Origin of the sequence: Brevibacillus massiliensis, assembly GCF_000311785.1 — a bacterium.
In the GTDB taxonomy this organism is placed as follows: Bacteria; Bacillota; Bacilli; order Brevibacillales; family Brevibacillaceae; genus Brevibacillus_C; species Brevibacillus_C massiliensis.
The window spans coordinates 217,348-242,235 of the sequence record NZ_HE978542.1; the positions used below are offsets into that span (position 1 = coordinate 217,348).

Sequence of the window (24,888 nt, forward strand, 5' to 3'; positions counted from 1 at the left end):
ACGAAGATGGGAGAGGTGTTTTCGTCTCTTTTTTCGTCTATTTCATTTCCAGGAGGTATTTTTCCAACTCGTCTACCATTTTGTTCGCGCTGATGACCCCGCCCGACGTGTTCCAGACTGCGTCATCCACTTTAAATGCCCTGTTGTTTTTTACCACGTTGAGGTTTTTCCACAGCGATTCACCGGTCCACTCCTGCTCCAGTTTGGTCGCTTCCCCGTCCCCGGTCTCGTAGGAGAAGTAGAACATGATGTCGCCGTCCATCTCCGGTATGCGTTCCTTGGTCACGTCATCAGCAAATTTGTCCAGGTCTTGTGACTTTGGACGCGCTACGCCCAGGTCTTTCAAAATGGAGCCAGCAAACGTGTCCTTGTAGTAGATCCGCACTTTTCCCGGCATAAAGCGGACAAGAGAGACCTGCGTACCCAGCTTGTCGCCTACTTTTTCCTTGAATTCGGCTATTCGTTTGTCCCAATCAGAGAGGATCTTTTCTCCCTCTGCCTTTTTGTTCACCGCTTCGGCGTACAGCATGAAGTTTTCTTTCCAGTCGCCGCGCGGCTCCTCGACGAATACGGTGGGAGCGATGGCGGAGAGCTGCTGGTACACTTTTTCGTGGCGGAATTTCATGCCCAGGATCAGGTCAGGCTTCAAAGCGGCAATCGCTTCCAGATTGGGCTGGGACTCGGTCCCGAGGAGCTGGGTGCCTTCCAGCTCAGGTTTTACCACATCGTAAAAAGTGGTCGGGTCTGTCCATGAACCGACTGCGCCCACCGGCTTTACACCCAGGGCAACCAATGTTTCCACTCCCTGTGCCGTCAACACGACCACGCGCTCAGGCGTGCCTTTGATGGTAGTCTCGCCCATCGCGTGTTTGATCGTATATGACTGCTCGCTTTCGCTTCCGCTGCCAGCCGGTTTTTCCGCTGCCTGCCCTGCCGGCTGGCCTCCGGCCTGCTGGCCGCCGCCGCAGCCGGCAACGAATAGGAAAAGCGCCATGGCCAGGCCCAAAAATGCCTTTAGGTGATATGTACGTGAGAACATGATCTCACAGTCCCCTTTCATAATGAGAATGAGAATGATATTCAGTAACACTCATTATCCTACAATCAGGTTCAGACGAATGTCAACAATTAAATGATAATGAATCTCAAAATCATTGACAATCAATTGACTTAGCATCTAAACTTGGTAAGTAGGAACAAAGTGACCGAATTATCTCTAAGGATGAAATCATGATGAATAGTCTGCTGAACAACAACCCGCTAAGAGTTGCAGGATTAGCTGCCGCCCTTCTTCTGCTTTTATACTTAAGCTACGCCAGCCTCGTCTTCGGCATTATCGACACGAGCTGGCAGACGGTTATCGATGCTTACACACAGTACAACGGATCGAATGAACATGTCGTCATAAAGGAAGTGCGCGTGCCGAGGGTGCTTAACGCCCTGGCTGTGGGCGCCAGTCTGGGGCTTGCCGGGGCCGTCCTGCAAGCGTTAACGCGAAATCCGGTAGCCGACGCCGAACTGTTCGGCCTCAACGCCGGCGCCGCCCTGTTCGTGGTGATTGCCGTGACATTTTTCGGCATCAGTTCGCTCACATCGTTTACCTGGCTCGCGTTTCTGGGGGCAGCCGTCAGCGGACTGGTCGTCTACCTGCTCGGCTCGCTCGGCAGAGACGGACTGACCCCGGTAAAACTTACCCTAGCCGGAGCCGCCATCACCGCGCTCTCCGGATCGGCCCGCCACGGCATGCTCGTTCTCAACGAAAAAGCGCTGGATGAGGTGCTGTTCTGGCTGTCAGGCTCGGTGGGGGGAAGGAAACTGGAGTTTTTACAGGCTGTCTTCCCTTACATGATCGCGGCCTGGGTCGCAGCCTTTCTCCTCGCCAGGCCGATTCAGACCTTGCTGATGGGCGATGATGTGGCAAAAGGGCTGGGGCAGCGTACCTTGCTGGTGAAACTTGCAGCTGGCGCCGCCATCGTCCTGCTCACCGGCAGTTCTGTCGCCGTAGCCGGACCGATCGGCTTTGTCGGGCTGATCACGCCTCACCTTGCCCGTTACCTGGTCGGTCGGGAGATGACATGGGTATTCGTTTACAGCGGTGTGCTCGGTGCTGCCATCTTGCTTGCCGCGGACATCGCCGCCCGCTTTATCGCCAAGCCCGCTGAAGTGCCTGTCGGTGCGATGACCGCACTCATCGGCATCCCATTCTTCATCTACGTGGCACGAAAGGGGCTTGGAAAGAATTGAAGAAATATCTGCCGCTGCGCAATAACAAAGAATCCTTTTCGCTGCTCCTGCATAAACAGACCATGCTGTACCTCGTCCTGTTCGTCCTGCTAATCCTCGTTGCCGCAATCGTCAGCCTGGGCATCGGCGAAATGAAAATTCACCCGCTAAACGTCCTGAAGGTGTTTTTCGGGATGGGAACGGAGCAGGACGCCCTGATCGTCGGGCAGTTTCGCCTCCCCCGGGTCATCGTCGCCATACTGGTCGGAGCGGCGCTCGCTTCAGCGGGAGCGATTTTGCAAGGGATCGTCGGAAACCCGTTGGCGGCTCCCGACATTCTCGGCATTACCGGAGGCGCTTCCGCGGCCGCTGTCGCCTTTTTGCTGTATTTTGAATCGGCCAGCATCCAATGGCTGCCTCCGATCGCCTTTTTGGGCGCCACCCTGACGACGCTCGTCCTGTACGCGCTGGCTTGGAAAAAGGGCGTCCCTCCGCTGCGGCTGGTGCTGATCGGCGTAGGCATTAAAATTGCGACCAACGCGTTGATTACCGTTTTGATCACGTTCAGCCCGTTTCTCCTGCAAAATAAAGCCACGCTTTGGCTGACAGGCAGCATTTACGGAGTGGACTGGGGCGATGTCAGGCTCATCTCGCCGTGGACGATCCTCCTGATCGCCTTGGCGGCGCTGATGGCCCGGCGGGTCAACGTCCAGCAGCTGGGGGACGAAGTAGCCACCAGTGTGGGCAGTCTCGTTCAGTTTGACCGGTTTGCCCTGCTGGTCATATGTGCCGCGCTGACCGGAACGGCGGTGGCGGTGGGCGGCGAGATCAGCTTCGTCGCTCTGTTGGCGCCGCACATCGCCAAGCAGTTGGCGGGGCCGTCATTCGGCTCAGCCCTGCCTTTGTCAGCCTGTATCGGCGCGCTGATTCTGGTGGTGGCCGACTTGATCGCACGAACGGTGTTTTCACCGATTGACGTCCCTGTCGGCGTGTTTACCTCCGCCGTAGGAGCGCCGTTTTTCATCTACCTCTTATACAAAAACCGCAATCGGTAAAGTGAAAGGAGTCAGGCCCCATGCACGCCTTGGAAACCCGGCAGTTAACCCTGTCCTACGGAGAACGGAATATTATCGAGGAGCTCGATCTGCACATCCCCATCGGCAAGATAACCGTGTTTATCGGCAGCAACGGCTGCGGAAAATCGACGCTGCTGCGCTCGCTGGCCCGGTTGTTGAAGCCGAAGGAAGGGGTTATCCTCTTGGACGGGGAAGCGATCGCCAAGCGTTCCACCAAGGAAGTGGCCAAACGGCTCGCCATACTGCCGCAGGGGCCGAGCGCGCCGGAAGGGCTCACCGTCCTGCAATTGGTCAAACAAGGTCGCTATCCGTATCAAAGCTGGCTGAAGCAGTGGTCCAAGGAGGACGAACAGATGGTGGCAAAAGCCCTGGAGGCGACCCGGCTGACCGAACTGGCCGACCATCCGGTGGACTCGCTCTCCGGCGGGCAGCGGCAGCGGGCCTGGATCGCAATGACGCTGGCTCAGGGCACGGATACGATCCTGCTGGACGAACCGACCACCTATCTGGACATGTCGCATCAGATCGAGATTCTAGACCTGCTCTACGAACTGAACCAGACCGAACAGCGAACCATCGTCATGGTCCTGCACGATCTGAATCTGGCCTGCCGCTACGCTCATCACATCGTTGCCGTCCACGGTCAGACCGTCTCTGCCGAAGGAAGGCCGGAAGAAGTGTTGACGGAAGAATTGGTGCGCAGCGTGTTCCACATGGAGTGCCAAATCACCCGCGACCCGCTGTACGGCACTCCGATGTGCATTCCCTTCAGCAAATGCCGCCTTCAGGCGCAGGGATAAGAACAGCGCGGGGTTCAAAAGCCCCGCGTCCTTTTTTACGTTGGAGAACATTGCTCAGGGAAACCGAAAAAAATGGGCTCGCTTCGTTCGCGGCACGCCAACGGGGAAGCCGGGATGTCCGTCTTCACTCCAAAAAACGGCACGTCGATGGCTGCATTGAAGCGGGCGTATCCGCAGATCGAAATCATCGCTCACCAACCTGATCACGGAGGCTTATGCGGCGACGTGAAGCAATCGATTCGGCAGCTCATTCACGCGTATTCGTCTTAACCCAATCTTGCACGGCAAAAGGGACCCTGTGAGAGGGTCCCTGAACCAAAGGCTTCTCTTCCAGAGAAGCCTTTTTTATTATTGTTTCGATTCTTCGATGGCTTTTAAAATAATCGCCTGATTTTCCTTGAATGTATCGTGCTTTTGTTTGATAAAGTCATCGATGCTCTTTTTCGAGGTAAAAAGCAGCAGGGCGTCTTTGGCGATATATCCGTTCGCAGGCTCCACTTTGCCGTTTTGGACAACATAGACATTCGACATCATTGCAGCCCCCTTAGAACCGATTGTACGTAGCGGATGACCAATGTATTTCCATTTGCAAAAAAATGCTCCTCACAACCTTTGAGTTTTTGCAGCCAGCTGCCCCCATCCAAGGGGAACTGGAAGGAAATAACATATTCTCCCTCTTTCAACGTGAAATACAGCATTTGCTTCGATTCCTTGTAGAAAATCAGCGGATTCGGATCGTTCAGGTTGAGGTGACGGCGACATAGGAGTCCGGATTGAACAGGTCGAAGGTCTCCCCTTTGCAGATGGAGGTTCTCCCGTCCGCTTCTTCGCACACCATGAACTGCTCGCGGCGTTTGAACAGGACGACAGCCGAACAGTCCCGAAACCGCCCCTGTACAATCTGTGTGTAGCTGCCAAGCATCTGGGCAATTTCACCGCCTTTTAGGTTGCTGCGGATCTCCGCTAATAAGTTTCGCAGATTTGGTATCCGCTCGATCTTTAACATGCCTGTGACAGCCGATACAAATTCCGAAAAATCCTGGTAGGAAGCAGCCAGGCGCTCATTTTCCACGGCTTTTTCCCTGCCGGGGATCAAGACGATTCCCTGGCGCAGGATGTCGCTGAAAAAGGACTTCCACTCCGTGGCAACCCCTAACTGCAATTCCTTCACGGCAGGCCCCGCCCCAAAGACCATGCCGGCCAGCTTCACGCTTCTTCCAATTGGCCCAAGCGCTTTTCAAACACCGTACGCCAACTCTCTGCCAGCTCTTCCACCTCGAGAATCCGTCTGATCGCCTCGCCGTTTGTCTTGTCGTGGTACCTGATGTGGTTGAGAAAGGCGATTGTCACCGCTTTGGGCTGGCGCTGCTGCAGTTTCAGCTCGCTATCCGGGGCGACCCAGCCTTCTGCCAAAACCCGCAGATAAAAGCCGGTGTACCCCGTCTGTTCCATCTGCAGCGGCAGGTCGGGCAGATCCCATTTGAGCGCTACCTTGAAACAGGGCTTGCGGGGCTGGCTCACCTGGACGACTGCCTCTCCCAATTGAAACACGTCGCCGATGCAGACGCCCTCCTCGTCCACCCCGCTGACCGTCACATTCTCTCCGAAAGCGCCGCAGTCCAAGCGGCGTCCCAGCACCTTTTCAAAGTACGGGTAGCGATCCAGCGAGTACACACAAACGGCTTTATCCAATCCGCCGTGATTCACCTTGTCGGCCTGCTCGTCACCGGCAAAGTTGAGCCGGGAGAGAAAAACCGGCCCGGATACCGGTTCTTTAAAGATAGCGGTCGCCACCTCTTTTCCTCTGTACATCGCCTGCCGCGGCTTTCCTGTACGAAGCGATACCACCTTGATTGTCTTTGCTTGCATGACTCCTATCCCCTTTTGCGCAAAAGCTGACGCGGCCGCCTTGCATTACCGGCCGGTCTGCCCGCTTCTGCTGCCGGCTGACTTGCGGGCCGCTTTGAGGGCCTCCCGCTTCTTCTTCTGATCATACTGCTTCTGGAACTGTTCGACCTCTCGCGCCAGCTTTTTTTTGTATCCCGGCTTTACCTTCTTGTTTTTCTTTAACGCCTGCTCCAGTGGAGCCAGTTTTTTCCGTTTGGCTGTCGTCTCCTCCCGCTTCTTCTGTTCACGCAATTGCGCGAAGTGAGCTTCCCGTTCGGCAGCACGCTGTTTGCGCCCCTGATCCATGTGGCGTCCCGGAATCAACAGCTTCTCCTCGATTTCCGTTTTGGTGCCTTTGGCGAAGCGGGCCATGATGCTTTTCTGCCGCGGGGAGACCAGCGAGATGGCTGTACCTCTCTGCCCCGCCCGACCGGTGCGGCCGACGCGGTGGATGTAGCTTTCCACGTCAGACGGAATGTCGTAGTTGAACACGTGGGTGACTCCCTCCACGTCGAGGCCGCGCGCGGCAATGTCCGTCGCCACCAGATACTGAAATTTGATCTGGCGAAAGCGCTCCATCAACTGTTCCCGCTTGTTCTGCGACAGGTCGCCGTACAAGGCCTCGGCATCGTATCCCTGCTCTTGCAGCCGGGCAGTCAGCACCTGGACACGCTGCTGTGTATTGGCAAAAATAATCGCCAGATACGGCTTTGACTGCTCGATCAAATCCAGCAGGGCGTCCATTTTTTCCGTCTGGTTGACAACGTAGTATTCCTGCTCAATCGTTGCCACGGTCTTCTGTTTTTGTTCGATCTTGACGTGCGGCGGCTGATCCATGTAGCGGTGGGCAAGCTGTTTGACCTGATCCGGCATCGTCGCCGAAAACAGCAGGATCTGCCTGTGCTGCGGCGTCGACGCGATAATTCTGTCCACATCCTCCAGAAAGCCCATCTCCAGCATCTTGTCTGCTTCGTCCAGCACCAGCGTGGAGATCCGGCCGAAGTGGAGGGTGCCGCGGTTCAAATGATCCAGCACCCGGCCCGGCGTCCCGACTACGATCTGGACGGAACGCTCCAGCTTGTTGATCTGCCGTTCAATGTCGGTTCCGCCGTGCAGCGACAGCACCTTGACGTCCAGGTGCTTGCCCAGCTTTTCGATCTCCGCTTCGATCTGGATGGAAAGCTCCCGCGTCGGGGTAAGGATCAGCGCCTGAATGTCCCGCTTTTGCTGATCCAGTCGCTGGAGGATCGGCAGGACAAAGGCCGCTGTTTTCCCCGTACCTGTCTGAGCCTGGCCGATCACGTCCTTGCCGGACAAGATCAGCGGAATGGTCTCGGCCTGAATTTCGGTCGGCTGTTTATAGTAAAGGTCTTTGATTCCCTGCAGGATCTCCGCACGCAATCCCAGTGATGCGAATGTCTTTTGCATGTTGTCCACTTCCCTCCGGTATTCTCTATTTCGCCAGTTCGTAGATTGCCTGCGCGTATAAAACTGTCGCCCGCAGCAAATCGTCGATAAAGATGTGTTCGTCCCGCTGATGAGCGCTGTCGGCTCGGCCCGGGAACAGCGGACCAAACGCCACCCCCACATCGAGGGCCCGCGCGTAGGTAGCCCCGCCTATGGCAATGATCCTGGCTTCCTGACCCGTCTGCTGCGTGTAGACACGCTGCAGCGTCGTCACCAGGGGATGCTTTGGATCGACCCGATGCGGCGGCATATTCTCCTTGACCTCCAGCACCAGCGCTGCTTCCTGCAGATGCAGGAGCAGCTTGGGTTCCCAGCTTGCATACGGATGGGAATGCGGATAGCGAATGTTGACGTTGAATTCGATGTCGCCCTCGCAGTCGTAGCGGATCACCCCGGTATTCAGCGTCAAGGGCCCCATTTCCGCATCGTCATGGTCAATGCCCAGTGCTTTGCCGTAATGCTGCCGGTACAGGTATGTATCAGTAAAGCGTACAAGCTGACGGGCCCTGTCGTCAAGCTGAAGCGTCGCCAAAAAGCGGATCAGCTCGGTTCCGGCGTTGATCCCCTTCTCAGGATCCATTCCGTGAGCCGAGACCCCCTGCATCGACAGCACTACCTGATCGTCCGCAATTGTCACGTCACCCGTCCGCCCCGTGTCCCGAAGATAGCGACGGTAAGCGTCAGCCAGCTCTTCTGCCGTTTTGCCCGCAGGCCGCAAAATCGCTTGACCGCGGTCGGGCACCATGTTCACGCGAAGCCCTGCTTCCAAGCTAAGCAGCGTCGCATCAGTTTCGACGGCAGGAAAAAGCCCCTGCGCGGCGAAGGCCTGCTTCGTCTGACGGAAGATCAAATCCGTCATGCCCTTTTCCGCGTAGATCAAAGGGAAGTCGGCATCCGGAGAAAACCCCATCGTCGGCATCTCTTCCGTTTTGAAGTAGCGCTCCAGACAGCGCCAGGACGTCTCCTCATCTGTCCCAAAAATGAGCCGGACCCGTTTGCCGAGCGCAAGCCCGGACTCTTTGACGATCTTTGCGGCAAAGATCGCCGCCATCGTCGGTCCCTTGTCGTCAATCGCGCCGCGAGCGACGATCTTTCCGTCGACGATCTCGGCCGCGTACGGCGGCGTCGACCAGCCGTCTCCCTCGGGTACGACGTCAACGTGACTCAGCACGCCGATCAGTTCCTCCCCCTGTCCGAACTGGGCATGTGCCGCGTAACCGTCCACGTTCTTGACCTCCATGCCGGCATCGGCACACAATTGGAGAGCGTATGCCAACGTTCGAGCGATCCCCTCGCCAAACGGAGCACCGGGGCGGGCCGTGGCCGGATCAAGCACGCTTTTTATCTGCAAAAACCCCTGTACGGCGGCGATCAGTTCTTCTTTTCGCTTATGTACTTCATCCATCCAGTCAATGGGTTTCATCGTCATCTCGCCCTTCACCCCCTTTCCTGTCTTCAATGCTGACGGATTCGTCGTATTCATCGTCTGCATCCAAATCCAGTTCAACCACACCGGCCGCTTCGGCAGGGGCGGCTTTTTTCCGGGTGAAAATCAGTTGGGCCTCTTTGATCTCCTCCCGGATGTTGTTCATTTCATAATCCAATGTGTTGGAAGCTTTGGCGGCTTCGATGAGGCGCTGCCGGATGTTGGTCGGGATGATGCCTTCGTATTTGTAGTTCAACGAGTGTTCAATCGTCGCCCAAAAGTTCATGCCCAAGGTGCGAATCTGAATTTCCACCGGTATCGTTACCTGTCCGCGCGAGGTCATCAGCGGATATTCCACGACCAGATGATATCCGCGGTACCCGCTCGGTTTCGGCTGTGTGACGTAATCCTTCTCCTGCCGAATCCGCATGTCCTGGCGCTGCCGCAGCATCTTGACCACCTTGGAGATATCGTCGAGAAACTGGCATATGATGCGGATCCCGGCCAGATCGAGCAATTGCCAGCCGACGTTTTCATCGATTGCAACCCCCATGCGGGCAGCCTTGCTGTATATGCTGTTCACGGACTTGACTCTGCCCATGACAAACTCGATCGGGGAATGCTCATTTCTTTTTTTCCACTCATTGCGGATGTTTTTCAGCTTTACTTTTAACTCTTCAACCGCTTGCCCGTACGGCAGAAGGTACAAATCCCAGTCGATTTTCTCCACGACCTTTTCCCTCCGGAAGAGACTATATCTATATCATTATACATCTTTTGGACAATATCCTGTGAAAGCAACTGAACAGAAGAAAAACTGCCAGGGAAAGACAGCCTGACAGTCCTTTAGAAGGATAGCGTATTTTGACGCCCACCCTCTTTTTTTACATACCATATGTACATGAACAGCGAACCCAGCGCCACTGGAAGAAGCAGCAGGCAGATGTACTGAAAAGAGCTGACAAGCGGTTGACTGCCCAGCCCAACGAGTAAAATTCCGCACGCAGCGACCGCAAAAGTACCGCCTATAAATTGACTTAACTGCGTCAGCCCAATGCCGGATCCGATCAGTTCTTTTGGCAATATACGCGACACTTCATTCGACAGAGCAGAGGTGACGGCGGAAAAAGACGGCGCATAAATCAAATACCCGACTAAAATCACGCAGGCAGACACGTGAATAAACAAGCTTAAGACGACCATGACAACTGCCAGCAAAATGTGCCCACACAACAGGAACGGGTAATTTCCATATCGATCAATCCAATGGCCGAACAATCTTGCCAAAAGGGCGGATAGCATCGCGCCGGGGAAAAGCACAATGCCAATCGCCGCCGCTTCCTTATGGAATATCCCAGCCAATGCGAGAGGCATCAGAAAAAGCATCGACATATTCAACACAAATGCACAGAATGCAATGAACAGTAATTTTCGATAGCCGGAATTGCGAAATAAAACAGGCTGTAAAAATGGTTCTTTTACTCTGCGAAAATGCCATATACTGCAAGTCAACGAAAGCAAGCTGACGAGTAATAACACGGCAGACTTCTGCTGCACGGCGACTAACAAGCTCCCCGTCACAACCGCAGTCAAAGCTGCCCCGAGGATATCGAATCGGACCTCTCTTCGGGATTCTTTGGGCAGCAGCTTCCACAGAATGGGTGCCAATGGAAAAACCAGACACGTGACGAGAAAGAGTCCGTTCCAACCGATGAATTCCGTGATTGTTCCGCCAACCACCGGACCCAGTCCAAACGCGAGCGCAACCCCGGATGCAATCATTGAAACGGCTCTGCCGCGGCGCTCATACGGCACGTAACGTCTGGCAAGAACCATCCCAAGGCCTGGTACGGAACCGGCACCGCTGGCCTGCAGCAATCGGGCTGCCAGGAGTATGTCAAAATGATGCGCGATATACCCGAGAATCGATGAGATTCCCAGCAGACCAAGACCGACGGATAAAAGCGTCCGGATGGGAATAAAGTCAGACAATCGACTGTATATCATCGTTGACAAGGCGAAGACGATCGAATATCCTGAAACAATCCAGGATCCGGGTCCCGCTGTTATCTGGAGTTCCTGAATGATGCTGGGGATGGCTACATTGAACATTGTCGTGTTCATCAGTACCAAAAACGCCCCAATCGACCACACTGGCATTACGATTTTATCGTTCATTTTGTCACCGCCGATCATTCCTGTGGTGAAGACAGCTTTGCTCATCCAGATATTATTTTGATATTTCTGAAAACAAAATACTCCGTTACACCTCTGTTGTCAAATGCAGAAGTGCTTCCTTCCATTGCCGCTTCAATGGGAGGATCCCAGTAAAAAAGCTTATAGACCCCGTACCGTTAGGCACTGTTTCTATAAGCTTAAAGCCAGTCGGATTTATATCTACTTACTTGAGTGCATCCTGCAAGAAGGACAAATTGACGAATCCGTCAATGTTGTCTGAGGATGTGTAGCCCGCTTCTTTGCTGATCGCAGCCATCTCTTTCAAGACCTGTTCGTTTACCTCGTAAGTGGCTGTGCTGCGCTCCATCGCCGCCTTGATTTCGGACTTTTTCAATTCCTTTCCGGTCAGGTCCTTAATGTGTTTAATCAACAGCTGCACCGCCTCGTCCGGATGCTGCTTGATAAATTCCACTGCCCGCACATGTGCTTTCAGCAATTTTTTGGTTAACTCCGGGTTGGCCTCGGTAAACGATTTGGTCCCCACCACCACGGTGTTTGTCGATTCTTTGCCCCAAGCAAATTGATCCCAGTTCAGCAGCAGCTTGGCGCCTGCCTTTTCCTCCAGGTTAACGCCCCACGGCTCTTGCGTCGCTGCCGCGTCCACGTTCTTTTGCAGAAACAGCGTAGCCGTGTCGGCAGGTGCCTGTGCCAGCATTTCAACTGTGCCGCCGCTGCCCTTGACGTTAAGACCGACGTCTTTTAATGCCTTGCGCAGCATGATGTCCTGGGTGGAGCCGATCACCGGAATCGCCACCCGTTTGCCGTCAAGATCCGTGAGCGTATTGATGCCGGCATCGCCCCGCACTTCCAGGACTGCACCGCCGTTTACCGCACCGGCCAGGAGTTGATGAGCCGGATTTTTCAAGTAGTTGTTCATCGCAGGTCCCGGTCCGACGTAGCCAAAGTCAATTTGTCCGGTTGACATGGCCTCCATGAACAAACCGCCGTTCGGAAAGGTTTGCGTCTTTAAGGTGATTTGGTCGCCTAACTCCTCTTGAAAAAATCCCTTTTCCAGTCCGACAATTGCGGCCATGTGGGTCAAATTAGGAAAATACCCCAATTTCACTGTATCTGCCGGCTTTCCTGCCGTCTCTTTACCCCCTCCGCAGCCCGCAACCAGCAAACTGGCAGTCGCGATCAGACTCAAAAATGCTTTGCCGAGATGTTTTTTCATTGCAATTTCTCCCCCTGTTTTGTTCGATAGCTCTTTACAGCTGCGCGGAGATCCCCCATTTTTTCATCACGGATCGCTCCATTCGCATAAACACTTGATTGTCTATAATCGTACCGATCACGCCGATAATGATCATGACCGACAAGACGAGGTCCATGGACTGAAGCGCACGCCCCATTTCCAACAAGTGTCCCAGGCCGCCGCTTGCGCCAACCAATTCACCTGCCATCAGCGCCCTCCAGGCGAACGCCCAAGCCACGCGCAATCCGGAGATCAAATGGGGCACCGAAGCGGGCAAAATCACGGTGCGCAGCAGATGGAACCCGCTTGATCCCATCGTTTTCGCGACTCGCAGAAAAAGTCCCGGCACATTTTTAAAACCCGTGCTGGCGGATACCGTCATCGTCCAGGTCGCACCGATCGTCACGATAAACAGAATCGCCGTTTCGCCCAAGCCAAACCACACGATGGCAAGCGGCAGCCAGACGATACTTGGCACGGACTGCAATGCCGTCACGAGAAACCCCAAGGTGTCATCTACCCACTTGAAGCGAGCGATCAGGTAACCAAGCGTCAGCCCGACGGTGATCGCAATGACAAAACCAAGCGCCAACCGGGACAGCGTTCTCCCGGTAGCTTCCAGGATCCGTCCGTCGGCGATCCCTTGAAACAACGTCCCCAGCACCGTTGCTTCCCCATGGCTTGAGAACAGAAGCGGCGGCCACATAATCGTGGGAAACAGGCCGGATTTAGATATCGCTTCCCAGATGATAAAGAGGATCGCTAACATGAGCATCCTTCTGAAGACGGTAATCATCACCCATTTCCTCCTTCAACACTTTCTCCATTTCTTGCTCCAGACTGGCGAGAATCCGTTTTTCCAAATGGACCAGCACACTGTCCGACGGGTCGCGCGGAAACGCTGCCTCAACCAAAAACTCTTTCTTCAAGATCCCCGGGCGGGTGCCCATCAGCACGATCCGCTGTGACAGCATCACCGCTTCACGGATATTGTGGGTGATAAAAACCACCGTCTTTTTCGTCTTTTGCCAAATTTCCTGCAACTCGTAGTGGAGAACCATGCGCGTCTGTTCGTCCAGAGCCGCAAAGGGTTCATCCATCAGCAGGATATCCGGATCCATCACCAGAGCCCGGGCAATTGCCACCCGCTGTTTCATTCCTCCGGACAATTCGTGTGGAAACGCCTTGCTGAACCGGCCGAGATGAACCATTCGCAGGGCATCCATCGCTTTTTCTTCCGCTTCTTTCCGCTTCATTTTTTTCAACAACAGGCCGTACATCACGTTTTCCAATACATTCATCCAGGGAAATAAACCAGATTCTTGAAACACGACAATGCGATCCGGCCCTGGCCCCTTGACCTGCTGTCCATTGATCAGCAGCTGCCCTTCACTGGGAAACTCCAAACCCGCAATGATGTGCAGAATGGTTGATTTTCCACAGCCGGAGGGACCTATCAACGAGAGAAATTCACCCTGCTGTATCGTCAAATTGATGTTCTCCAGAACTTGTAAGGATTGACCATTCTCTTTTTGAAACAGCTTGTTCACCTGCTGAAGTTCGACTTGCATGACTGTCTCCCCCTACGACTTTATCCAAGTTAACAAGTTGGAATTATAGGGATTATTATTGTAGATTCCCTTTGATCTGTCAATGGCTTTTTTATTACCTTTCCAATAAAAAAAGAGACCGGAAATCCGGTCCCTCTCCTATTCGTTTACCCGCTCGGCCAGGCTGAATCGGGATACGGAATCCCGCAGCGCCTTCGCCAGCCTCACGACCTCTTCCGTAGAACGGGCAATCAAGCCCATCGCCACATTCTGTTCTTCGATTGCCGCGGATATGTTCTGCATGCCGGCCGAAGCCTCTGTCGAAGCCGCCGACACCTCCTTGGCGAAGGAGACCACTTCCAATGCACTGGCGTTCATTCGTTCAACCGCCCTGCTGACTCCTTCGATGCCGTTTGTGACCAGGCCGATGCTCTCCTCTATACGTGAAAACAACTCCCCGGAGTGCCGCGCAGTGTTTAGTCCTACGGCGACCTTGGAGCATCCCCGTTCCATCTGCTCCACTGCCTGAACCATTCCCTGCTGGACTTCCGAGATCATGGCGGCGATCTGGTCGACAGCCTGATTCGTCTGCTCGGACAGCTTCCTCACCTCTCCCGCGACCACGGCAAACCCCCTGCCCTGTTCACCGGCACGGGCTGCCTCGATGGCCGCATTGAGCGCCAAAAGATTGGTCTGTGAAGCGATCTGAGCGATGACCTGGGTAATCGAGCTAATATCGTCGGAGCGCATCGCCAACGCCTGGATCACCTCGCCAGCCTGTTTGACGGCACTGTCAATTTCCTGCATTTCACGGACAACGGCCTGAATCGCCGTCCGTCCCGCCTGAGAATCCTGCTTCATGCTCGCGGCTGACTGGGCGACATCCGAAGCATTTTGATTGACCTGCTGGACTCCCGCCGACAAGTCTTCGGCCAACGTCAGGGTCTCACCCATCTTGACGACCTGCTGGTCGGCTGTCTTCACGACCGACTCCACGATCTGCACCATCTGCTCTGTCGATGCGGAGATATCGGCCGCATTGCCGCTGATATCGCGGGTAGAGCCAAAGACGGAGACGGAGACTTCCTGAACCTGCATCAGGATCTCGGTCAGTTGGGCCCGCATCTGCTGCAGAGAGCGCACCACTTCGCCAATCTCATCCTTGCGCCGCAGATCGGCCGCATCGAAGGTGACGAGGAAATCGCCTGTTCCGATCCGTCTGGTCGCCTCGGCCATGCGTCCCATCGGCTGGCGAATTTGCCTGGCCGTCCAGGCGGCGATCACCAGAACAACGACCAGCACGCCACCGTTAAACAGCAGGATCGCATTGCGAATTTGATTGGGTCCGCTCATGATCTCGCTCATGTCCGCCTCGGCCAGGATCGCCCAATTCTCTTTCCCCACTTTGAGTGGAGCGTACGAGACGATCACCGGCTCGCCTCGAAAATCGACTGATTCCACAGTGGCCGGCTGCTGCTCTGGATTCAGCGCCCGCTCGGCGACAGGGGTGTCGACCCGCAGTGTCAGCAAACCGCTCGAACCCCCGAAATGGTCCAGTCCGCTGCGAAGGGTCTTGTCTTGTCCGATCAGGTAGATCTTGCCCGTCTCTCCCAGTCCGGCCCGTTGGTTCAACAGGTTGGTCAATTCCTGCAGAGGCACTTCCGTCACCAGCTGGCCGATCATTCTCCCTCTGTCAAAGATCGGCGAGGACATAAAGATGCCCGGTTGACCGCCCGACGCCTCATAACGGCTGACATCGGTCATTTCGTTGCTCAGCCCTTTTGCCGCTTTTTGGGCAATTTGTCCCAGAACAGAATCTTTATACGCACCGGAAAAAAGATTGGTGCCAAAGTCATCCTGGGGGTAAGCCTCATACGTGAGATTGCCAAATTCGTCAATCAGGTACAAGTTGGTAAAACCAAAGCGGGTCAAAAACATCTTAAACTCTTTCCCGTAGACCGTTTCGACATCTTCGTATGCTCCAGAAGCCACACCCTGCTGCCACACTTGTTCAAACGCCTGCAGGGCGGCGATGACGGAGCCAGATCCGGTGAACATCTCCAGGTTGTTGGACCGTTCCCTAAAATACGTTTCTACCTGTTCCTTGCGACTGTTTCGCAGCGCCTCCAATTTTTCGCTGCTCTCTTTCAATAGCTCATTCTTTGTCTGCAGATACGAAAACACACCTGCCGCTGTTAGCGGAACAATTCCGACCAACAGAAGGATAATCAGTAGACGCGCTCCCATTTTCATCACATAGCCCCCTCCGTTTCCGAAGTGCGAAAAAATCCCCCTCAACTTTCTGACTAGACAAAACATTTTAAACTATACCAAAAGTTAGGGTATTTTTTCGGCTATGTCAATGCTTTTCTCCTGGAGGAACACGAAAAAACCTATTCTGTGTAGGACTCACGGATCATGGCGATTTCGTCGCAGCAGGGCAGCTTGGAGCAATTGATGCAGTCCTTCCACACTTTTTGCGGCAGCGTTTCTTTTGCGACCACATAAAAGCCGCACTTCTCAAAAAATTCCTTTTGGTAGGTCAGCGCCAACACACGCTTTACTCCCAAATTCTTGCATTCATCGACCAATGACAAGACGAGCCGCTTGCCTACTCCCAGACCTTTTGCCGATTCGGAGATGGCCAGTGAACGGATTTCCGCTAAATCATCCCACAGTATATGCAATCCGGCAACCCCGACCACCTTGTCTTGGTCATAAGCGACGAGAAATGACTGGAGGTTTTCCAGCACAGATATTTTGGTCCGCGGCAGCATTAACCCTTGGCGGGCGTATTCATTAATGATCGAAAGCATCTGGTCAATGTCTCTCGTTGTCGCACGACGAACGGTCAGTGCGCTGGTTGTGTTCATCGACAAACCCTCCACCTATCTGAATATTTATTCGGCATAATATATAAATATACATACGCAAGCTTGTCTCGTCTAGCACTTTTTTGGCCGATCAGAATTTGTACAATTTCCCCGGCCCCCTACCGAGCGTGCTGCGATGGAAGATGGCCGTAACGTGTCCTGGCACTGGCCGCAGCATTCTTATCGGACAGCGCCATTTCTCCTCCGGTTGGATATGCTATAATGTATGAATGGAGGTGTGTGCCTTGACTACCCGCAGGGAACGAAAGAAAAAGGAAACGCGACAACGGATTTTTGACGCCGCGATCAGCTTGTACAAAGAACACGGATTTGAGGCAACCACGATCGACATGATCTCCGAGCGCGCTGATGTCGCACGCGGTACGATCTTCCTGCATTTCACTTCCAAAGAAGCGATCCTTGCCAGTTGGGGCTACGAGCGGATTCGGGAAATTGAACGGCGGCGCGAGGAATGGGATTTCGGGGAGAGCTGCAAGCAAAAAGTGCTGCGCATCTACAAGATCTTAAACGAGGTAAACGTGCGGAACTTTGATCTAATCAAGGTGCAGATCGAGTCCTCCATGAAGCACCGCAAAGTGAAGGAGTCCGAGAAAAACATTTACTTCGAGCTGCGGGAACTGTTTGCCGACCTGATCGAAGAAGCCCAGGAGAAGAAACGGCTCAAGGCCAAATTTAACCCGTTGGTCGCCGCCAACATGCTGGAGAACATTTACTACAACGCCTTGTACGATTGGGTGCAAAGCGACGGAGCATGGGCTTTGGAGGAAATCATGGAGGAAAAGGTCTCCATTGTATTTGAAGGCCTTGACTTGTAAAACCAGCCCCATTTTCAAAAGTGAGAGGAGAACGAACGCATGGCAGATTTAAAAGAACCCACGATGGAAAACCTGGCCATCATCGTTGAGGGCATTAAAGCCAAGCTCAACATGGCCAACGCGTCGGTGATGCGCCCCGAGGACTTCGACCTGTCCGGCTACGACGATTTGCTCTACCTGTACAACATGGTGCAAAAAAAGAGCCATTTCAGCATTAACGAAATGACGGCAATCGTCGAAGAGCTGGGTGCCATGCGCAAGCAGGCGTAAAAAAGAGGTCGTCCCGCACAAGCCGGGACGGCCTCTTCTGATGTTCCTGCGGATTTAGTGATTGACGATTCCCTCGCGCTGTTCAGCGTGAACCTCCTGCTCGGGCACTTCATACCCTTCCTTCCAAAGCAGGTAGCGGATACTGTCGATCAGCGCTTCCCAGCTCGCTTCGATGACGTTGGTTGAGACGCCGACGGTGCTCCACCGCTCTCCGCCGCGAACCGACTCGACGAGAACGCGAACCTTGGCCGCCGTCGCCCCATTTTCATCCAGCACGCGGACTTTGTAGTCAGCCAAATGCATCTCGGCAAGGGACGGGAAGTAATCCTCCAGCGCTTTGCGCAGCGCATTGTCGAGCGCGTTGACCGGACCGTTCCCCTCAGCCGCGGTGTGCACCAGCTGGCCGTTGACCCGCAGCTTGACCATCGCCTCCGAAGAGATCGAGTGTCCCGTCTGCTTTTCCATCCAGATTTTAAACGATTCGACGGTAAACAGCTCCCGGGTTTGTCCAGACGCCTCCAACAGCAGGAGCGACAGGGATGCTTCCGCCCCTTCGTACTGGTAGCCCTGGAATTCCCGTTCCTTGATCTGGCGAATGACCTCCTTTGCCTCGGGCTTGTTCCGATCCAGCGAGATGTTCCACTCGTCCACCTTGGCAATCAAATTGCTTTGGCCGGACAGTTCCGAGACGAGCACGCGGCGGCGGTTGCCGATCAGTTCCGGTTCGATGTGCTCATACGTCTGCGGGTCTTTCAATACGGCACTGACGTGAATGCCGCCTTTATGGGCAAAGGCGCTGTTGCCGACGAACGGCTGATTGGTCGGCAGCACCAGATTGGCGATCTCCGCAACGTAGCGGGCCACTTTGGTCAGCTGGCTCATCTGCTCCGGCTCCACACAGCGATATCCCAGCTTCAACTGCAGATTGGGGATCACCGAGACCAGGTTGGCGTTGCCGCACCGCTCCCCGATCCCGTTAAACGTGCCCTGCACCTGGGTCGCTCCGGCCTGGACCGCTGCCAGGGAGTTGGCGACTGCCAGTTCGCCGTCGTTGTGGGCGTGTATCCCGATCGGCGCTTGCAGGCTGTCCCGTACTTTGCTGACCACTTCGAATATCTCCTGGGGCAGACTGCCGCCGTTCGTGTCACACAGCACCAGCCAGTCGGCTCCGGCCGCTTCCGCCGTTTTCAGCACGCTCATCGCGTAGTCCGGGTTGTGTTTGTAGCCGTCAAAAAAATGCTCCGCGTCAAAGATAACGGTGAGTCCGTTTTGCTTTAAGTATTGAACGGAATCCGCGATCATCCGCAGGTTTTCTTCCAGGGTCGTCTTCAGCGCCTCAGTCACATGCAAGTCCCACGACTTGCCAAAAATCGCAGCCGCACTCACACCGCTCGCCAAGATCGCCTTCAGGTTGTCGTCCTCCGCTGCGGCAACTCCCGGCCGGCAGGTGCTGCCAAATGCCGTGATTCGCGAATGCTGCAAAGGGATCTGTTTTACCCTCTCAAAAAACGCCATATCCTTTGGATTGCTTCCCGGCCAACCGCCTTCGATAAAAGGGACGCCGAATTGGTCCAATTGTTTGGCAATTTTCAGTTTGTCTTCTACGGACAGGCTGATGCCTTCTCCCTGTGTTCCGTCGCGCAAAGTCGTGTCGTACAGACAAATTTTCTGCTCTTTCATGGTTTCCATCTCCAAACTCCTGTCGTCAATCAATTTCTGCAATTATCTAGCTATTCGGCATATTAACTTTCAGTATAACACAGCTTATCCCGCAAAAAAAGAGCGTGAACCGCTCTTTCCCGAAAACCGATTAGACGTTTTGGTGAACAAATCCGGCAGTCACTTCGATCGCTTCCTCCAACTGCGGGCTGGTGCCGGCAAACGGATGCTTGGTATTCCAGGTGTGATCTCCGCCGCGAATCCAGTGGAGCCTGCCGTGAGCAGCCGCCTGATGAAGCTTCCTGGCACCATTCACCAGCCGGGCGTAGTCCTTGTCGCCCTGTACGATCAACAGGGGCTGCGGCATATCAGCTACCTTGGCCAGCAGATCGTACTCCTGAAGGTGCTGGTCCACGTCATCGATCACCACGCGGGAAATGGGCATTTGCTGTCCGGTTCGGGCGTTGGCGATATACCCCACACCCTCCGCTTTGATCTGTTCCCGCAGGGCGGCATCAAACAAGTCGACACTGGCAATCCCGTTCCAGGTAATCAAGCCGGTCACAGCCGGATTGTGCGCCCCGAATAAAATCGCGTCACCGCCGCCCTTGCTGTGTCCCAGGACGAACAGCTTCTCCCGGTTCATACGGGACACGGCCGGCAGCCGCCCCTCGTGCAATGCGGCGAGCAGCGCTTGAAGATCAGCTACTTCCCGCTCATACGTGTTCACCGCAAACTTTTCCAGTTCGTCAAATTCTGTCAGACTCTTGCCTACGCCGTTGCAGGAGAAGTTGAAGCGAATGACGGCAATCCCGCGCTTGGACAATTCCTCCGCCGCATACGGAAAGCTTCCCCAGTCCTTAAATCCCTTAAACCCGTGGCAAAAAAACAGCACGGGCAATGCCTCGCCGCCATCTTCCTGAACGTGCACATCGCCGCGAATGACCAATTGATCCTCCAAGGGAATTTCAAACGAATGGATCACACTCCAACCACCCTTCGCCTTTTTTTCGATTATACGGTTTTTCGCCGTCCCGCGTCCAATCGGAAAAGCGAAAGCGTCCGCTTTCGCTCTTCGTCCGGCAAGTTATTTCTGCTGCTCCATATACAGAAGCGCGCTTCGCCCCAGCACCTCCGCACTGATCAGCATCGCCCGCTCGTCGATGTCAAAACGGGGATGGTGATGCGGATAGGAAGCACCTACCTCGGGATTTCCCGCCCCGATAAAGACAAACGCACCCGGTACCTTCTCCAGATAGTAGGAGAAATCCTCTCCTCCCATCGTCGGGGTCATCCACTCTACCCGCTGCTCGCCGCAAACGGCAATTGCCGCGGTGCGAACCATTTCCGCTTCGGCCGGGGTATTGACGACAGCCGGATAACCGCGGCTGTACTCCACTTTGGCCGTTCCGCCCAGCATGGCTGCCGTGCCTTCGACGATCTCTTTCAGCCGCTGTTCCGCGCGGTCCCGCACCTCTGGTGAAAAAGAGCGGACAGTCCCGGTCATCCGGCAGGAGTCGGCGATGACGTTGTTGTTGTCGCCGGCGTTAAATGTGCCAACCGTGACGACTACGCTGTCAATCGGACTGATATTGCGGCTGGCAATCGTCTGCAGGTTGGCGACGATCTGCGAACCGATCACAATCGAGTCGACCGTCTCCTGCGGAACGGCGCCATGTCCGCCTCTGCCCTGTATCTCAATCGCAAAGTCGTCGACGTTGGCCATGATCGGGCCAGGCGCGATCCAGACATGGCCGACCGGGCATGACGACCACAGATGGGCGCCGAAGATCGCGTCCACTCCATCCAGTGCTCCGTCTTCCACCATCGCAATCGCTCCGCCGGGATTCTCTTCTTCCGCGTGCTGAAAGACAAAGGCGATATTCCCCGGAATCTCATCACGGTGCTCGGCCAGCACGCCAGCCAGCCCCAACAGTCCGGAGGTGTGGGCATCGTGACCGCACGCGTGCATCACGCCCGGCACCCGCGATTTATAGGGGACATCCTTTTGATCTTGAATCGGCAGTGCGTCAAAATCAGCCCGGATGGCGACAGTCGGCCCCGGTTTTCCGCCCTTCAACAGCCCCACAACTCCCCTGCCGCCGACGCCCGTGCGGATCTGATCCAGATTATATCCCCGCAGGATCTCGGCAATCATTGCCGGTGTCTTCTCCTCTTGAAAAGACAGCTCAGGATACTGGTGCAAATGGCGGCGCCAGCTAATTACCTGTTCTTCCCGCTGTTTCAGCAGCTGGCCCAACCGCTCGTGAAGCTTGTTTTCCATCGCTGTTGCCCCTTTCTGTTTTCTCTCGCCTTTTTATCTTATCAGAATAGAAGCAGATTTCACCAAAATTCCTATGGAAAATATCCTTGTGCGGGGCTGTCTTAAGTCAAGCCCCGCAGTTTTGGCCGTCAACCCTAAGGTCCTGTTTGCCATTTCAAGGTTGGGTACTCGCTGCCTTCTGCGATTGTCCAGACGGAGTCAAAGTCGCAGCCGTCAAATGAAGCTTGCTGCTTCATCTGTGCTGTTGTCAGCGACTCCCCTTTATCTGTGTCATGTTGTCCTGTTTTTTCGCTGTCATAATACGATTTTGACACCGCAGCGGTATTCGTACCGATCAAGCCTCCTATGGCCTCTGCGCCGCTGTTGACTTTTCCGGCGGCATACGATTCTTCGATACTTCCCTTGTTTTCACCCACAAGTCCGCCAACATTTACGGTTCCGCCCGTAACGTCAGTCAGTGCATACGATTGCCGGATCGTACCGGAATTTTCACCGGCCAGGCCGCCCAAGTTCGCCGCATTGGAATCAGCAGTCCCTGCAGCGTATGATTGCTCGATCGTTCCCGCGTTTACTCCAACCAGCCCACCGGTGCTCCACTTTCCATTAACCTGGGCATTGGCATACGAGCGTCTCAGTGTTCCGCCATCCATTCTGCCGATGAGACCTCCCGCATAGAATTCACTGTTGTTCACTTTCCCTTGGGCGTATGCAGCTGCAACGGTTCCTCCCTGCATACAGCCCACCAGCGTTCCGGCGTTGGAGTAGCCTGTTACATCTGCATCGACCAGCCTGATATTGCTGATGCTAGCATCACCGTCGATAAAGCCGAACAATCCAACGCTGCTTGTACTCGGCAGATCAATCTTCAATCCGGTGATTGCATGTCCTTGCCCGTCAAACGTTCCGGTAAACGCTTTTTCCGAGGTTCCCGATCGGCTGCCAGCCCGATCCGGCGTTGTACTGACCGAGGTCGATGTCTTCCTCCAGGACAAAATAGGCGGACAGGTAATTTCTCACCTTGTCTAACTGCCCAGCCGACTTGATCCTATATGGATCGGCTTGTGTTCCGCTCCCGCCCGCAAAATCTCCGACTACCGTAATCGGCTCGTTGACTGCCGGCGTCAATCCGTCAGCCGTAAACGAAAGCTGCACAACTGCGCCTGCGCCCGATAAAACCAGGTCCGTAAATTGGGCAATCCCGCCGTTGGCATTCACCACAGCGGTTCCTGTCAACGAAGCGTTCCCCGTCTCCGATGGCGCTAAGGCGGCTGTGACCTGGACTGTTGAATCAGCTGCGAGATTTTTGTAGCTGTCCACAATTTGAATCACCGGCTGTACCTTAAAAGCTTTCCCGTCGGCCACCATGGCGCTGGGTTGAGCAGCGATGTTCAACTGCGAAGCCGCAGCATGCGAAGGCGTTACACCAAGTGACACGTCCGGGTTAGCGACTCCATCCACGCTAAATGTCAAGGTTTGCGGTGCCGCGCGGTGCAGGACAAGCTGCGATGCTGCTTCCCCGGCTGTAAACGTTACAACGACTTCTGTCGAACCCTCGGTCAGATCCGTACCGGCAAAGCTTCCGCTAGTGCCGACCGGCGCAGCGCTGTAGCCGCTGACATTGACTTTTTTCTTTCCGGCGAAGTTCGCGTCCAAGCTGCCATCCGATTTCCTTACGAGCAATGTGACCGCGCTTTCTTCTCCGGCTTTGGGAGTGCCGTTTTCTGTCAACGCTTCAACCCGATAGGCGCCAGTCACCTCTGGTTCGATACGAACGGTCACCGGAATCTCAACGGTAAAACCACTGTATGCGGCACTCACCTTCGTACTGCCGTCACCCTTGGCCGTGACCAGTCCGTTTTGGACCGTTGCGATCGCCGCATCCCCGGTACTCCACGACGCCTGCCCTGTCGCACAACCATTACGGCTACCTCTTGACGCGTAATCGGATGATTGGGCAAAAACGTCCCGTCTCCATAGCCGTTGACGTATCTTGCTGCCGTCGCGACGGCAATCTCCCGGGCAAACCAGTCTGTCGTATGTACATCAAAAAAATGTGCGGCCGCCTGCTCGCTGAAACCTACTGCCCGATTGATGAGCGCAACCATCTCCGCTCGGGTGATCGGGTTGTCCGGAAGGATGGTGCCGTCGCTGTACCCTTTTATTAGTCCCTTGTCCAACCAGCGCTCAATCACTTGCTTCGCCCAATGATGTTCCAGTTCCGCGCTAGAATGTTCTGCGGACTCCGCAACCTGCAGTGGAATCATTGAGCATACCATAAGGACCGCCAAAAACCAGGACAAAACTCTTTTATAATTCAAAAAAATACCAAAAAACAATACGTTTATTATATCACGAACCGTCTTAAAAAAATCGCCTCTTATCCGTTATGTTGACACACCTGCAGCCGGACGGAGGCGTGGTAAAAAAACCGGAACTGGACAGTTCCGGCCTCATGGTTCGCTGTTATTTTCCCCCTTGTTTGACGACGTTGGCCGCTTGCGGTCCGCGCTGCCCATCGACAATGTCAAACGTCACCATCTCGCCTTCCTCGAGATTGAGAAAACCGCTGACGACAATCCCGGTGAAATGGACGAATACGTCACCGCCGTCCGCTTTTTCAATAAACCCGTAGCCCTTCTCCTTGTTGAACCATTTTACTTTACCGTACATCCCTTGTTCCTCCCTTGCATTCGAGCAATTATGCTTTTGTTTATCCTATGCACACAGTCCCCAAGGTGAACTCGCTCCGGGCGGAATAACCGCAATTTTTGAAACGGCGCAAGCTTACTGCAGTCGAACGGAGGCGAATGTGAAACCGGGACGGGTTTTCGTCGGCTCCCGTTCAGGTTGGCCCATTCTTCTTTGAAATAGGTATCCCGCTGAGAACCGGTTTGTTTCAATCCCATAGAATGTAAAGAAAGCACAGAAGGGGGGGAGCCATCATGGGATTTTTCGAAGGCTTCGATGATTTTCTCATCGTTCTGGTGTTGTTTATTCTGCTGGTAATTGTTGCTATGAGTGAAAACTAACCATTGTTTTTTAAGCAGATAACACCACGTTTTTTATCGCTTCAACACAAAACGCTCTTCCTGGCTGCGGCCAGG

General features: G+C 54.6%; 26 protein-coding genes. 6 read left to right on the forward strand and 20 right to left on the reverse strand.

Annotated elements, in window-relative coordinates; translation table 11 throughout:
- Positions 1–37: 37 nt before the first annotated feature.
- On the reverse strand, positions 38–1,039 hold the full coding sequence (locus HGBM_RS16600; RefSeq protein WP_019122215.1) for an ABC transporter substrate-binding protein: 1,002 nt from the start codon (positions 1,037–1,039) through the stop codon (positions 38–40).
- A 194-nt stretch (positions 1,040–1,233) separates the two neighbouring features.
- Between HGBM_RS16600 and HGBM_RS16605 the strand changes: the two genes are divergently transcribed.
- From HGBM_RS16605 to HGBM_RS30430, 4 genes are all read left to right on the forward strand, one after another.
- Positions 1,234–2,244, forward strand: coding sequence for a FecCD family ABC transporter permease (locus HGBM_RS16605; RefSeq protein ID WP_019122216.1), 1,011 nt, complete (start codon positions 1,234–1,236; stop codon positions 2,242–2,244).
- A complete protein-coding gene (locus HGBM_RS16610; RefSeq protein ID WP_019122217.1) occupies positions 2,241–3,278 on the forward strand; it encodes a FecCD family ABC transporter permease in 1,038 nt (345 codons plus the stop codon). The genes HGBM_RS16605 and HGBM_RS16610 overlap by 4 nt, the downstream gene beginning before the upstream one ends.
- Before the next feature lie 20 nt (positions 3,279–3,298).
- Entirely contained in the window at positions 3,299–4,099 is an 801-nt protein-coding gene (locus tag HGBM_RS16615; protein ID WP_019122218.1) for an ABC transporter ATP-binding protein, read from the forward strand.
- Positions 4,100–4,171: 72 nt separating this feature from the next.
- Positions 4,172–4,369: a hypothetical protein gene (locus tag HGBM_RS30430; protein WP_019122219.1), complete on the forward strand. Its 198-nt coding sequence runs from the start codon at positions 4,172–4,174 to the stop codon at positions 4,367–4,369.
- A gap of 78 nt (positions 4,370–4,447) precedes the next feature.
- On the opposite strand, the gene HGBM_RS16625 is transcribed toward HGBM_RS30430, so the two are convergent.
- From HGBM_RS16625 to HGBM_RS16685, 12 genes are all read right to left on the reverse strand, one after another.
- A complete protein-coding gene (locus tag HGBM_RS16625; RefSeq protein WP_019122220.1) occupies positions 4,448–4,630 on the reverse strand; it encodes a hypothetical protein in 183 nt (60 codons plus the stop codon).
- 208 nt (positions 4,631–4,838) lie between these two features.
- A complete protein-coding gene (locus tag HGBM_RS16635) occupies positions 4,839–5,270 on the reverse strand; it encodes a hypothetical protein (protein ID WP_147512908.1) in 432 nt (143 codons plus the stop codon).
- Between the two features lie 35 nt (positions 5,271–5,305).
- Entirely contained in the window at positions 5,306–5,968 is a 663-nt protein-coding gene (locus HGBM_RS16640) for an MOSC domain-containing protein (RefSeq protein ID WP_019122223.1), read from the reverse strand.
- 45 nt (positions 5,969–6,013) lie between these two features.
- Positions 6,014–7,414, reverse strand: coding sequence for a DEAD/DEAH box helicase (locus HGBM_RS16645; RefSeq protein ID WP_019122224.1), 1,401 nt, complete (start codon positions 7,412–7,414; stop codon positions 6,014–6,016).
- A gap of 25 nt (positions 7,415–7,439) precedes the next feature.
- Positions 7,440–8,876 carry a dipeptidase PepV gene (gene pepV, locus HGBM_RS16650; RefSeq protein ID WP_026074480.1) on the reverse strand — a complete coding sequence of 479 codons (1,437 nt, stop codon included), beginning with the start codon at positions 8,874–8,876 and terminating at the stop codon, positions 7,440–7,442.
- The gene (locus HGBM_RS16655) at positions 8,863–9,609 is read right to left on the reverse strand and encodes a GTP pyrophosphokinase (RefSeq protein WP_019122226.1); all 747 of its coding nucleotides are present in this window, start codon (positions 9,607–9,609) and stop codon (positions 8,863–8,865) included. Before HGBM_RS16655 ends, pepV begins: the two co-directional genes overlap by 14 nt.
- 116 nt (positions 9,610–9,725) lie before the next feature.
- Positions 9,726–11,102, reverse strand: coding sequence for an MFS transporter (locus tag HGBM_RS16660; RefSeq protein WP_019122227.1), 1,377 nt, complete (start codon positions 11,100–11,102; stop codon positions 9,726–9,728).
- Between the two features lie 178 nt (positions 11,103–11,280).
- Entirely contained in the window at positions 11,281–12,291 is a 1,011-nt protein-coding gene (locus HGBM_RS16665; protein ID WP_019122228.1) for an aliphatic sulfonate ABC transporter substrate-binding protein, read from the reverse strand.
- A gap of 34 nt (positions 12,292–12,325) precedes the next feature.
- Positions 12,326–13,108, reverse strand: a complete 783-nt coding sequence (locus HGBM_RS16670) for an ABC transporter permease (protein WP_026074481.1) — start codon at positions 13,106–13,108, stop codon at positions 12,326–12,328.
- A complete protein-coding gene (locus HGBM_RS16675; protein ID WP_019122230.1) occupies positions 13,041–13,883 on the reverse strand; it encodes an ABC transporter ATP-binding protein in 843 nt (280 codons plus the stop codon). The genes HGBM_RS16670 and HGBM_RS16675 overlap by 68 nt, the downstream gene beginning before the upstream one ends.
- Positions 13,884–14,021: 138 nt before the next feature.
- Positions 14,022–16,115 (reverse strand): methyl-accepting chemotaxis protein, encoded by a 2,094-nt coding sequence (locus tag HGBM_RS16680; RefSeq protein WP_019122231.1) that lies wholly within the window; start codon positions 16,113–16,115, stop codon positions 14,022–14,024.
- Positions 16,116–16,255: 140 nt separating this feature from the next.
- Positions 16,256–16,735, reverse strand: coding sequence for an N-acetyltransferase (locus tag HGBM_RS16685; protein ID WP_019122232.1), 480 nt, complete (start codon positions 16,733–16,735; stop codon positions 16,256–16,258).
- A 245-nt stretch (positions 16,736–16,980) separates the two neighbouring features.
- Between HGBM_RS16685 and HGBM_RS16690 the strand changes: the two genes are divergently transcribed.
- The gene (locus tag HGBM_RS16690; protein ID WP_019122233.1) at positions 16,981–17,571 is read left to right on the forward strand and encodes a TetR/AcrR family transcriptional regulator; all 591 of its coding nucleotides are present in this window, start codon (positions 16,981–16,983) and stop codon (positions 17,569–17,571) included.
- A 39-nt stretch (positions 17,572–17,610) separates the two neighbouring features.
- Positions 17,611–17,841: a DUF1128 domain-containing protein gene (locus HGBM_RS16695; RefSeq protein ID WP_019122234.1), complete on the forward strand. Its 231-nt coding sequence runs from the start codon at positions 17,611–17,613 to the stop codon at positions 17,839–17,841.
- Positions 17,842–17,895: 54 nt separating this feature from the next.
- On the opposite strand, the gene cimA is transcribed toward HGBM_RS16695, so the two are convergent.
- From cimA to HGBM_RS16730, 7 genes are all read right to left on the reverse strand, one after another.
- On the reverse strand, positions 17,896–19,521 hold the full coding sequence (gene cimA / locus HGBM_RS16700) for a citramalate synthase (protein WP_026074482.1): 1,626 nt from the start codon (positions 19,519–19,521) through the stop codon (positions 17,896–17,898).
- Positions 19,522–19,651: 130 nt separating this feature from the next.
- On the reverse strand, positions 19,652–20,485 hold the full coding sequence (locus HGBM_RS16705; protein ID WP_019122236.1) for an alpha/beta hydrolase: 834 nt from the start codon (positions 20,483–20,485) through the stop codon (positions 19,652–19,654).
- Positions 20,486–20,587: 102 nt separating this feature from the next.
- Entirely contained in the window at positions 20,588–21,784 is a 1,197-nt protein-coding gene (locus HGBM_RS16710; protein WP_019122237.1) for a M20 metallopeptidase family protein, read from the reverse strand.
- A gap of 134 nt (positions 21,785–21,918) precedes the next feature.
- Positions 21,919–22,653, reverse strand: a complete 735-nt coding sequence (locus tag HGBM_RS16715) for a GLUG motif-containing protein (protein WP_019122238.1) — start codon at positions 22,651–22,653, stop codon at positions 21,919–21,921.
- 25 nt (positions 22,654–22,678) lie between these two features.
- The gene (locus HGBM_RS16720) at positions 22,679–23,602 is read right to left on the reverse strand and encodes a hypothetical protein (protein WP_019122239.1); all 924 of its coding nucleotides are present in this window, start codon (positions 23,600–23,602) and stop codon (positions 22,679–22,681) included.
- Complete coding sequence (locus tag HGBM_RS16725) at positions 23,599–24,048, reverse strand: S-layer homology domain-containing protein (RefSeq protein WP_026074483.1); 450 nt, start codon at positions 24,046–24,048, stop codon at positions 23,599–23,601. The genes HGBM_RS16720 and HGBM_RS16725 overlap by 4 nt, the downstream gene beginning before the upstream one ends.
- Positions 24,049–24,247: 199 nt before the next feature.
- On the reverse strand, positions 24,248–24,454 hold the full coding sequence (locus HGBM_RS16730) for a cold shock domain-containing protein (protein WP_019122241.1): 207 nt from the start codon (positions 24,452–24,454) through the stop codon (positions 24,248–24,250).
- Positions 24,455–24,888: the final 434 nt, after the last annotated feature.